This is a genomic window from Actinomadura sp. NBRC 104425, assembly GCF_030269545.1.
GTDB classification, from domain to species: Bacteria; Actinomycetota; Actinomycetes; order Streptosporangiales; family Streptosporangiaceae; genus Spirillospora; species Spirillospora keratinilytica.
This window is the reverse complement of sequence record NZ_BSTN01000052.1, coordinates 1-12,571: the sequence shown is the minus strand read 5'-3', so window position 1 is coordinate 12,571 and position 12,571 is coordinate 1. Positions and strand designations below refer to the sequence as shown.

Sequence of the window (12,571 nt, the reverse complement as noted above, 5' to 3'; positions counted from 1 at the left end):
CACCACCACATCCACACCCGCCAACACCGCCTCACGACGAGCCCGCGGCCAGGCCGGATCCACCGGCACATACGCCGCCCCCGCCTTCAACACCCCCAACAACACCCCCACCAACTCAGCCGACCGCCCCAACACCACACCCACCAGACCACCCCGCCCCACACCACGACCACGCAGCCCCCCAGCCACACGCTCAGCAAACCCGTCCAACTCCGCAAACGACCACACCCGACCCCCATCAACCACCGCCACCGCACCCGGCACCGCAGCAACCCGCTCCTCGAACAGGTCCACGACGGTGCGGGTGATGCCCGGTGCGGTGGTGTTGTTCCAGTCGGTCAGGACGGTGCGGCGTTCGTCGTCGTCGAGGAGTCCGATCCGGCCGACGGGCGTCTGCGGGTCGGCGGCGAACTGTTCGAGGATGCGCACCAGGCGCCGGGCGAGGGAGCCGGCGGTGGCCTCGTCGAACAGGTCGGGCCGGTAGTCCAGCTTCAGTTCGAGTTCGGTGAACGGCGCGACGGCCAGGGTGAGCGGGTAGTGGGAGACGTCCCGGTCGCCGGTCACCTCGATGCGCAGGCCGCCGCTGGGCGGCGCGGCCGCGTCCACGGGGTAGTTCTCGTAGATCAGGAGGGTGTCGAAGGCGGCGCCGGGGCCGGCCTGGCGCTGGATCTCGGTGAGGCCGAGATGCTGGTGGGCGATCAGCCCGGCCTGGCGTTTCTGCAGGTCGGCCAGGAGGTCCGCGACGGTCGCGGCCGGGTCGAGCGGCACCCGGACGGGGACGGTGTTGATGAACAGGCCGAGCATGTTCTCGGCGCCGGGCAGGTCGGCGGGGCGGCCGGAGACGGTGGCGCCGAACACGACGTCGTCGCGGCCGGTGAGGGCGGCGAGCAGCAGCGCCCACGCGCCCTGCACCACGGTGTTGACCGTCAGGCCGCGGGCGCGGGCCGTGTCGCGCAGGGCGCCGGTCAGGGACGCGTCCGCGCGGGCGGTGACGCTGCGCGGCATGACCGGGGCGCCGGGGGCGGCGGCGGGGGCGACGAGGGTGGGGCCGTCCAGTCCGGCGAGGGCGCGGCGCCAGTGCTCCCGCGCGTCGGCCTTGTCCTGGCGGGCCAGCCACTCCAGGTGCGACCGGTAGGGGATGACCGGGGGGAGCACGTCCGGGTCGCCGCCCGCCCCGTAGACGGTCCACAGCTCGCGCATCAGCACCGCGAACGACCAGCCGTCCAGGAGGGTGTGGTGCATGGTGATGACGAGCCGGTGGCGGTCGTCGGCCAGGCGCATCAGGTGCAGGCGCAGCAGCGGCGGTTCGGCGAGGTCGAACCGGCGGGCCCGGTCCTGCGCGGCGAGCGTTTCGGCCTGCGTGTCGGGGCGGTCGGTGCCGGACAGGTCCGTCTCGGTCCACGGGACGGCCACGTCACCGGCGACGACCTGCACCGGGTGGTCGGCTCCGGTCGGCCGCCGGAACGCGACGCGCAGGCTGGCATGCCGGGCCATCACGGCGTCCCAGGAGCGGCGCAGCAGCGCGGCGTCCAGGGGGCCGTGCAGGTTTACGGTCTGCTGGATGGTGTAGACGTCGGGGATCTGGTCGTCGTAGGCGGCGTGGAACAGCAGGCCTTCCTGCAGCGGCGCGGGGGGCCAGACGTCGGCGAGCGCGGGGACGGCGCGTTCCAGCTCCTCGACCTGGGCCTGGCCCAGGGTGACGAGGGGGAAGTCCGACGGGGTGTGGCCGCCTGCGGCGTGGTCGGCCAGTTCCGTGAGGACGGCCGTCCACGCGTCGGCGAGCTCCTGCACGGCCGTGTCGGTGAGCAGGTCCTCGGGCCAGGTCAGGGTGAGGGTGAGCTGCGGCCCGCCCGGCAGGTCGCGGACCAGGCCCGCCGCCTCCAGGGTGTGCGTGGCGGCCAGCGCGGCGTCCGCGCCTCCGGCCAGGCCGATGCCGGTGGGCTGCCACGGCCGGTCGTCGGCGTCGCCTGCGGCGGCGAACCGGCCGAGGTAGTTGAAGCCGATCTGCGGCACCGGTAGTCCGGCCAGCTCGGCGGCGGTCTGCGGGTTGAGGTGGCGCAGCAGCCCGTAGCCGAGCCCGTCGGACGGCACGGCGCGCAGTTGCTCCTTGACGCGTTTGACGGCGGCGTCCAGGTCGGCGGGGTCGCCCGGGTCCAGGCGCACCGGGTAGGTGGTGGTGAACCAGCCGACCGTCCGCGACAGGTCCAGCGTCTCCGGGGACCGGCCGTGCCCTTCGATTTCGACCAGCAGCCCGGCGCCGGGCTCGGGGCGGCGGCGGACGACGGCGCAGGCCAGCGCGGCGAGCAGGATGTCGTCGACGCCCGCGTGGAACGCTTCGGGCAGGCGCGTCAGCAGCGCCTCGGTGACGGCGGGCGCGACGGTGGTCTCCGTCCGCTTCAGCCGGGCGGCCAGGTCGCGGTCGGGGTCGAGCGGACGGTCGCCGAGGAGCGGTTCGGGGGCGCTCAGCACGCCGGTCCAGTGCGGCAGTTCGGCGAGGCGGTCGGGGCGGGTGGCCTGTTCGGCGAGCGTGCGGGCCCAGTGCCGGTACGACACCGGGACGGGTTGCAGGGTGCGTCCCGCGTAGGCGTCGGCCAGGTCGGGCAGCAGGATCCGCCAGGACACGCCGTCGACGGCGAGGTGGTGGATCACCCACAGCAGCAGCCCGGCGCGGTCCGGGCCCGCGTCGAACCAGACGACGCGGGTCAGCTGCCCGGAGCCGGGGTCGAGGCTGCCGCCGGCCCGCCGCATCCACGCGGCCACGGTCTCCTCGTCGGTGCCTTCGACGCGCTGGACGACGTCGGCGGCGTCGACTGCGCCCCGGCCGGGGACGACCAGTTCGTCGCCGTCCAGCCGGGCCCGGAGCATGTCGTGGTGGTCCAGCACGGTCTGCACGGCGCCGCGCAGCCGGGCCGGGTCCAGGTCGGCGGGGGCGGTGAGCAGCATCGATTGGAAGTATTCGCCGGTCAGGGCGGTCCGCCCGGCCCGCGCGGCGATGTCGCGTGCGACCGGGGGCAGCGGCAGCCGCCCCTCCCCCGCCGCCTCCGCGCCGGGAGCCTGCGGTTCCCCCGTCTGCTCGGCGCCGCTGAAGTCGGCGACGGCGGCGAGCGCGGCCGGTGTGCGGTGCTCGAACACCTGCCGGGCGGTGAACCGCACCCCGGCGCGGCGGGCCCGCGACACCAGCAGCATCGACATGACCGAGTCGCCGCCGAGCGCGAAGAACCCGTCGTCGGCGCCGACCCGGTCGAGGTTCAGCACGTCGGCGAACAGTTCGCACAGCAGCCGTTCCCGCGGGTTGCGGGCCTGTCGGCCGCCGGCGAGCGCGGCGAAGTCGGGGGCGGGCAGCCGGGACCGGTCGAGCTTGCCGTTCACCGACATCGGCAGTTCCGGCAGCTCCACGAACGCGGCCGGGACCATGTGCTCGGGCAGCCGTTCGGCCAGGTGGGCGCGCAGCTGCTCGGTGTCGGCGCCTCCGCCGTCGGCCGGGACGACGTAGCCGACGAGCAGCCGCCCGCCGGGCCCGTCGTCGCGGGCGACCACGGCGGCCTGTGCGACGCGGTCGTGCCGGGCCAGCACGGCCTCGATCTCGCCGGGTTCGATGCGGAACCCGCGGATCTTGACCTGTTCGTCGGCGCGTCCGGCGAACTCCAGTTCCCCGCCGCCCGTCCAGCGGGCCAGGTCGCCGGTGCGGTACATGCGTTCGCCCGGCGCGCCGAACGGGCACGCCACGAACCGTCCGGCGGTGACGCCGGGCCGCCGCACGTAGCCGCGGGTGACGCCGGCGCCCGCCACGTACAGTTCGCCGACCGTGCCGGGCGGTACCGGCTGCAGGCAGTCGTCCAGCACGTACACCCGCACGCCCGCGATGGGCCGGCCGAGCGGCACGGTGCCGGGGATCTCGGGCGGGCAGGTCCAGCAGGTCACGTCGACGGTCGCCTCGGTCGGCCCGTACTCGTTGTAGAACGTGCGGCCGGGCGCGAAGCGGCGCAGCAGGTCCGGCCCGCACGCCTCGCCCGCGGTGATCAGCCGGGTGACGGTGCGCAGCGCCTCCGGGTCGAGGGTGTCCAGGACGGTGGGGGTGAAGGTGGCGGAGGTGACGGCGAGGTCCCGCACCTCCTGCCCGAGGTCGCCGTCGCGGGCGGCGACGCACAGGGTCGCGCCGGACGTCAGCGCGGGGAAGATCTCGCACACGGACGTGTCGAACGACACCGACGCGAACTGCAGCACCCGGTCGCCGGGCCCGAACCCGTAGGCGGAGCTGCGCCACGTCACGTAGTTCACCGCGCCCGCGTGGGGGACGACGACGCCCTTGGGTTCGCCCGTGGACCCGGACGTGTAGATCACGTAGGCGGGGTGGGCGGGCAGCAGCGGGGCCGTCCGGTCGGCGTCGGTGGGCGGGGTGTCCGGCCGGGCGGCGATCGCGGGGTCGTCCCAGCGCAGCAGCGGCGCGCCGGCGGGCAGCACGGGGGCGGTCGCACCGGTGCAGACGATCACGGCGAGGTCGGCGTCGGCCACCATGGCGGCCAGCCGCGCCGCCGGGTAGCCGGGGTCCAGCGGCAGGTAGGCGGCACCGGCCTTCAGCACGCCCAGCAGGACGGCGATGAGTTCGGGCGAGCGTTCCAGCGCCACGCCGACGATGCGTTCCGGGCCGGCGCCGCGGGCGATCAGCTCGTGGGCGACGCGGTTGGCGGCCGCGGCGAGTTCGGCGTAGGTCCAGGTGGCGGCTCCGGCGGTGACGGCGGGGGCGTGCGGGGTGCGGGCCGCCTGCCGTTCCAGCAGGTCCACCAGGGTGCCGGCGGGCGCCGGACGTCCGGTGGTGTTCCAGTCGGCGAGGACGCGGCGGCGTTCGGCCGGGTCGAGCACGTCCAGAGCGGCGACGCGGGCGCCGGGGTCGGCGGCGAACCGGTCGAGAATGCGCAGCAGTCGGCCGGTGAGCCGCCGGGCGTCGTCGCCGGTGAAGGCGTCGGGCCGGTAGTCCAGGCGCAGTTCCAGGTCGTCGCCGGTGTTGACCACCAGCGTCAGGGGGTAGTGCGCGGCGTCCCGGATCTCCCCGCGGGTCAGCCGCAGCCCGCCCGCGACCGCCGGGCCCGCCGGGTCGACCGGGTAGTTCTCGAACGCCAGCAGCGCATCGAATGCGGCGCCCGGCCCGGCGTGCCGCTGGATCTCCGGCAGCCCCAGATGCTGGTGCGCCAGCAGTTCGGCCTGCCGCCGCTGCAGGTCGTCCAGCAGCGCCTCCACGGGCCGGGCGGGGTCCAGCGTCACCCGCACCGGAACCGTGTTGATCAGCAGGCCGAGCATGCGCTCCACGCCCGGAACCTCGGCGGGACGGCCGGATACGGTCGCGCCGAACACCACGTCGCGGCGGCCGGTGAGCTTGCCGATCAGCACCGCCCACGCGGCCTGCACCAGGGTGTTGACGGTCAAACCGCGGGCCCGCGCGGTGGCGCGCAGCGCCCCGGTGAGCCGTTCCCCCGCCCGGACGGTGACGCTGCGCGGCGGCACCGGGTCGGCGTCCCTGACGTCGGGGGCGACGAGCGTCGGCTCGTCCAGCCCGTCCAGGGCGTCCCGCCACGCCCGGCGGGCCGCGTCCCGGTCCTGCCGGGCCAGCCAGCCGAGGTAGTCGCGGGGCGAGGGCGCGGGGGCCACTGCGGCCGGTGCGCCGCCCGCTTCGTAGGCCGCCCACAGCTCTTCCATCAGGATCGGCATCGACCAGCCGTCGAGCACGATGTGGTGCATCGTGACCACCAGCCGGTGGCGGCCGGATCCGAGCCGGAGCAGCAGCAGCCGCAGCAGCGGCGGCGACGCCAGGTCGAAGCCGCGTTCCGCCTCCTCGGCGACCAGCCGTTCGGCCTCGTCCGCGGCGCCGCCCGGCACGTCCGCCTCGCACCACGGGACGGCGACGCCGTCGGCGACCACCTGCACCGGTTCGCGCGCACCGGCCGGGGTGAGGAACCCGACGCGCAGTCCGGCATGCCGGTCGAGCAGCGTCTGCCACGCCCGGCGCAGGGCCGCCGTGTCGAGCGGCCCTTCGATGTCGAGGGCGCGCTGGCTGACGTAGACGTCGGGGAGTTCCTCGTCGAAGCCGGCGTGGAACAGCAGCCCCTCCTGCAGGGGCGTCACCGGCCACACGTCGGCCAGCCCCGGGACGGCGCGTTCCAGCTCCTCCACCTGCCCCTGGTCCAGGGTGACGAGCGGGAAGTCGGACGGGGTGTGGCCGCCCGCGGCCGGGTCTTCGGCGTGCGCGGCCAGGCCCGCCAGCATCGCCGCCCATGCGTCGGCCAGTTCCCGGACGGCCGTCTCGGTCAGCAGCCGCCGCGGCCACGTCAGCTGGAGGACCAGTTCGGGGCCGTCCGGCAGGTCGTGGACGACATCGGACACCTCCAGCACGTGACCGGCCGCCATGCGCGGGTCGGCGCCGCCGCCGAGGCCGGTGCGGTCCACCGGCTGCCAGTGCCGTCCCCCGCCACCGGAGGCGCCTGCGGCGATGCGGCCGAGGTAGTTGAAGCCGATCTGCGGGACGGGCAGGGCCGCCAGTTCGGCGGCGGTGTCGGAGTTCAGGTAGCGCAGCAGCCCGTAGCCGAGGCCGTCGGACGGCACCGCGCGCAGCTGCTCCTTGACGCGTTTGATCAGCTCGCCCGCGGCGGGGCCGCCCTCTCGCACGCCGCCGGCTTCCGGGATGGGCAGCCTGGCGGGGTGCACCTTGGTGAACCAGCCGACGGTCCGCGACAGGTCCATGCCGTCGCGTCCGTGGCCTTCGACGTCCACGAGGACGTCCGTCGCCCGGTAGTCCGCGCGGGTCTCGGCGAGCGCCGCGGCGAACGCCGCCAGCAGGACGTCGTCGACGCCGGCGTGGAAGGCCGCGGGCAGCCGCGTGAGCAGCGCCCCGGTCACCTCGGCCGGGACGGTCACCGTCACCTGGCGCAGGGTGGTGACCTTGTCCAGGTCCGGGTCGAGCGGATGGTCGCCCAGGGGCGGTTCGGCGACGTCCAGCAGCGCCGTCCAGTGCGGCAGCTCGGCGACGCGTTCCGGCGCGGCGGCCTGGTCGGCGAGGTTCAGGGCCCACTGCCGGAACGGCACCGGCACCGGCTCCAGGTCCGTGTCCGGCGACTCGTAGGCCGCGGCCAGGTCGGGCAGCAGGATCCGCCACGACACCCCGTCCACGGCCAGGTGGTGGATGAGCCACAGCAGCCGCCCGTCCTTCCGCGGACCGGCGTCGAACCAGACCAGCTGCGTCATGACCCCGTTGGACGGGTCGAGCCGCGCTGCGGCCGCGCGGACCTGCTCATGCACCGGTTCGTCCGCCGGCACCCGCCGCAGCGGCGCCCGTGCGGGCACGCCGCGTTCGGGGACCACGAGTTCGAGGCCGTCGAGCCGGGCGCGGAGCATGTCGTGCCGGTCCATGACCGCCCGCACCGCCCGCGCCAGCCGATCGGCGTCCAGCCCAGCGGGCACGGCGATCAGCATCGACTGGAAGAACTCGCCGTCCAGGGCCGCCGGACCGGACCGCTCCGCCGCCTCCCGCACCACCGGCGGCAGCGGAATCCGGCCCGTCGCGGCGGGGGCGTCCGAGTCGGCGGCGCCGTCCAGCGGCTCGGCCACGACAGCCAGCGCCGCCGGCGTGCGGTGCTCGAACACCTGCCGCGCGGTGAGCACCAGCCCCGCGCGCCGGGCCCGAGCCACCAGCAGCATCGACATGATCGAGTCGCCGCCCAGCTCGAAGAACGAGTCTTCGGCCCCGACCTGCTCCAAGCCGAGGATCTCGGCGAACAGGCCGCACAGAATCTTCTCGGTGGGGGTGGCGGGGGCGCGGCTCGTCGTCCGGCCTGCGAAGTCGGGGGCGGGGAGGGCGGCGCGGTCGAGCTTGCCGTTGACGGTGAGGGGCAACTCCTCCAGCTCGACGAACGCGGAGGGGATCATGTATTCGGGCAGGTGCGCGGCCGCGAACTCGCGCAGGACGGCGACGTCGATGCCGCCGCTCGCCGGGACGACGTAGGCGATAAGGCGGCCGTCGTGCACCGCCACTGCTGCACGGTCAACGCTCTCGTGCTCGGCCAAGACGGCCTCGACCTCGCCCGGCTCCACCCGGAACCCACGAACCTTGACCTGCTCGTCGGCCCGGCCGACGAACTCCAACCGGCCGTCGCGCGTCCAGCGGGCCAGGTCGCCGGTGCGGTACATCCGCCCGGCAACGAACGGGCAGGCCACAAACCGCTCCGCGGTCAGGGCGGCGCGGTTGACGTAGCCGCGGGTGACCCCGGCGCCGGCGACGTAGAGTTCGCCGGTCACCCCGGCGGGAACGGGCTGCAGGAACTCGTCCAGCACGAACACCTTGGTGTTGCCGATCGGACGCCCGATCGGCGGCGTGCCCGGACCGTCCACCACACCGACCGTCGCCATGACCGTCGTCTCGGTCGGCCCGTAGGTATTCCAGAGTCGGTCACCGCCTGCCCAGCGGGCCGCCAGGTCCGCCGACAGCCGTTCGGCGCCCAGCACCCACCGGCCCACACCTTCGACCTGCGCCGGATCGAGCACGCGCAACAGCGACGGCACGATGCTCGCCGCATCCACGCCCTGCTCGTTGAGCATCCGCGTCAACACCGCCGAGTCGGCACGCTCCTGCGGCGTGGCGATCACCAGCGTCGCACCCGACGACAACGTCACCGCGATGTCCAGCACAGAGGCGTCGAAGCTGAACGAGGCGAACTGCAAAACCGCCTTACCCGGCGCCGCCCCCAGGACCGGCCGCAACGCCTCCACCAGGTTCACCATGCCGCCGTGATGGCCCATCACACCCTTGGGACGGCCCGTGGAACCGGAGGTGTAGATCACATACGCCAGGCTCGCCGAGTCCAGCCCGACCCCCAGCGGCTCGGAAGACTGCTCCGCGATCAACTCGTCCAACGAGTCGATGCGCAGGGACGCACCGCTGTCGGCGAGCATGAACTCCAGCCGGTCGACCGGATACTCCGGATCCAGCGGAACGTACGCGGCACCCGCCTTCCACACCCCCACCATCGCCACCACCGCGTCCACACCACGCGGCAGGGACAGACCCACCACCGACTCACGACCGACCCCCGCGTCCCGCAGATACCGGGCCAACCGGTTCGACCGCGCCTCCAACTCGGCATACGTCAAGGACACCTCACCGCACCGCAACGCCACCGCATCCGGCGTCCGCTGCGCCCACGCCTGGATCTGCTCGGGGATCAGGGCGTCTACGACCGGCGCCCGCGTGGCGTTCCAGCTCTCCAGCAGAGTCAGGCGTTCGGTCTCGTCCAGGACCTCGATCCGGGAGATCGCCCGTTCCGGGTCGGCGGCGATCTGCTCCAGCACCCGCAGCAGCCAGTCGGCGTAGGCGCGGACGGTCGGCTCGTCGAACAGGTCCGGACGGTAGGTCAGCCGCAGCTCCCACGGGTCCACGGGTGCCACCGCGAGCGTCAGCGGGTAGTGGGCAGCGTCCTGTGCTTCCGCGTCGAGCAGGCGCAGCCCGCCGGGCATCTGCAACCCGACCGCCTCGATCGGGTAGTTCTCGTAGACCAGCAGCGTGTCGAACGTGGCACCGACACCGGCCGCCCGCTGGATCTCCGCCAGCCCCAGGTACTGGTGGTCGATGAGCTCGGACTGCCGGTCCTGAAGCGCGGACAGCGTCGACAGCAGCGAAGCCGAAGCGTCCAGGCGCACCCGCACGGGGACGGTGTTGATGAACAGGCCGAGCAACCGGTCCACGTCGGGCAGGTCGGCGGGGCGCCCCGACACGGTCGCACCGAACACCACATCGCGGCGGCCGGTCAGCTTGCCGACCAGCACCGCCCACGCGCCCTGCATGAGCGTGTTCAACGTCAGGCCATGCCTGCGGGCGGTGTCCCGCAGCGCGCCGACCAACCGGTCGTCGGGCCGGATGGTCAGGCTGGCCGGGAGCGCCGTGGCCTCGGCCGCGGCGGGCGCGACGAGGGTCGGCCCGTCCACCCCCGCCAGTGCACGCCGCCAGGCGTTCCGGGCCGCGTCCCGGTCCTGCCGGGCCAGCCAGTCCAGGTAGCCGCGGTACGGGACCACGGGCGGCAGCGCCGAGGGGTCGCCGCCCGCCTCGTACACCTGCCACAGCTCGCTCATCAGCACCGGCAGCGACCAGCCGTCCAGCACCAGGTGATGCATGGTGACGACCATCCGGTACCGGTCCGCGCCCAGCTTCACCAGCAGCACCCGGATCAGCGGCGGTGCCTCGACGTCGAACCGGCGCCGCCGTTCGCCGGCGGCGAGCCGCTGCGACTCCTCGCGGGCCTCGTCCAGGCCGAGCCCGGACAGGTCCTCCTCCCGCCACGGGACCGTGGCCTCGGGCACCACCACCTGTACGTACTGTTCCGCTCCGGTCGGTCGGCGGAAGCCTGCGCGAAGGCCCGGGTGCCGGGCCACCAGGGCGTCCCACGATCGGCGCAGCAGTGCGGCGTCGAGGTTGCCGGTGAACGTCGCCAGGTGCTGGACGGTGTAGACATCGGGGGCCTGCTCGTCGTAGAGCGCGTGGAACAGCAGCCCTTCCTGGAGCGGCGACAGCGGCCACACATCGGCCAGTCCCGTCTGCTCCAGTTCCTCGATCTGGTCCTGGTCCAGGCTCACCAGCGGGAAGTCCGACGGGGTGCGGCCGCCCGGCGCGTCGGCGAGCCCGGCCAGCAGGTCGGCCCAGGCCTGCGCCAAGGACCTCACATCCGCCTCGTCCAGCAGCGTCACCGGCCAGCTGACCGACAGTTCGAGTTGGGGGCCGCCGGGCAGGTCATGCACGAGCCCGGCCGCCTCCAGCACGTGCGTGGCCGCGAGCCGGGGGTCGGCCCCGCCGCTCAGCCCGCCCGCGCCCGTCGGCTGCCAGTGCCGGCCGGGCTCGCCCGCGGCGAAGCGGCCAAGGTAGTTGAAGCCGATCTGCGGCACCGGCAGGGCGGCCAACTCGGCGGCGGTCTGCGGGTTGAGGTGGCGCAGCAGCCCGTAGCCGTGCCCGTCGGACGGCACCGCGCGCAACTGCTCCTTGACGCGCTTGACCAGTCGTGCGGCGTCCTGGCCGCCGGGCGTGACGTCCAGGTCGCCCGCGTCCAGGCGGACGGGGTGGAGGCTGGTGAACCAGCCGACCGTCCTTGACAGGTCCATGCCGTCGGTGAGGGGGACGCGTCCGTGCCCCTCGACGTCCACGAGGATCCCCGCTCGTGTTTGGGGACGCCATGCGGTGACGGCACCGGTCAGGGCGGCGAGCAGAACGTCCTCGATGCCGGCGTGGAAGGCGGCGGGGACGCGGGTCAGCAGCGCGCGTGTCACATCTTCGGGGACCGTCACCGTCACCTGGCCGACTCCGGCCCCCACCACGTCCACGTCCGCGTTCAGGGGACGGTCGGCCAGCCCCGGGTTCGGCCCGCTCAGCAGGTCGATCCAGGCCGGAAGCTCGGCCACGGTCTCGGGACTGTCCGCGCGGGCGCGCAGTTCCCGCGCCCACTCCCGGTAGGACACCGGGACGGGAGCGAGGTCGGGGGTTCGGCCCTCCGCCACGGCCGTGGCGGCGTCGGCCAGGTCGGACAGCAGGACGCGCCAGGACACGCCGTCGACCGCGAGATGGTGGACCGCCCACAGGAGCAGGCCGTCGGTGTCGGGCCCCGCGTCGAACCAGACGAGCTGCGTCATCACCCCGGCCCGGGGGTCGAGCCTGCGGCCCGCCGCCCGCGACTGTTCGGCGACGACGTCGGGGGCGATGCCGTCCACCCGGCGCAGCACGGTGCCGACATCGACGGAGCCGGGCTCGGTGACCAGAAGTTCGTCGGTGCTTTCCAGCCGGGCGCGCAACATGTCGTGCCGGTCGAGCACCGCCCGGACGGCCCTGGCGAGCCGCCCGTGGTCCAGACCGGCGGGGACCGAGACGAGCATCGACTGGTAGAACTCGCCCTCCAGCGCGACCCGTCCGGCACGTTCCGCGACGTCACGCATGATCGGGACGAGTGGGAGCCGTCCCGTCGCGGCGTCGCGGCGAGGCTTGGCGGCGGCCCGGTCGGCGGGGACGGCGATGGCCGCAAGACCGGCAGGCGTACGGTGCTCGAACACCTGGCGGACGGTGAGCGACAAGCCCGCCCGTCGGGCCCGCGACACCAGCAGCATCGAGATGATCGAATCCCCGCCGAGTTCGAAGAAGGAGTCTTCAGCACCGACCTGGTCCAGGCCGAGGACCTCGGCGAACAGGCCGCACAGCACCTCCTCGGTCGCGTTCGCCGGGGCACGCCCACCCGACCGGGCACCAAAGTCGGGGGCGGGGAGGGCGGCGCGGTCCAGCTTGCCGTTCGGCGTGGTCGGCAACGCCTCCAACACCACGAACGCCGCCGGAACCATGTACTCCGGCAGCCGCCCCGCCACATGCTTCCGCAACCCCTGGGTATCAACCGAGCCGTCCGCCGGAACGACGTAGGCGACCAGGCGCTTGACGCCGGGCTGGTCTTCGCGCACCACGACCGCGACCCGCCCCACCGAGGCGTGTGCGGCAACAGCCGCCTCGATCTCGCCCAGCTCGATCCGGAACCCCCGAATCTTCACCTGATCGTCGACCCGACCG

The 12,571-nt window shown here is 74.3% G+C and carries 1 protein-coding gene; it reads right to left on the bottom strand.

Going from position 1 to position 12,571, the window contains the following annotated elements; genetic code table 11:
* Positions 1-12,571: non-ribosomal peptide synthetase (locus tag QSK22_RS32730; RefSeq protein WP_285498372.1), on the bottom strand; the 12,571-nt coding region annotated here is incomplete at both ends.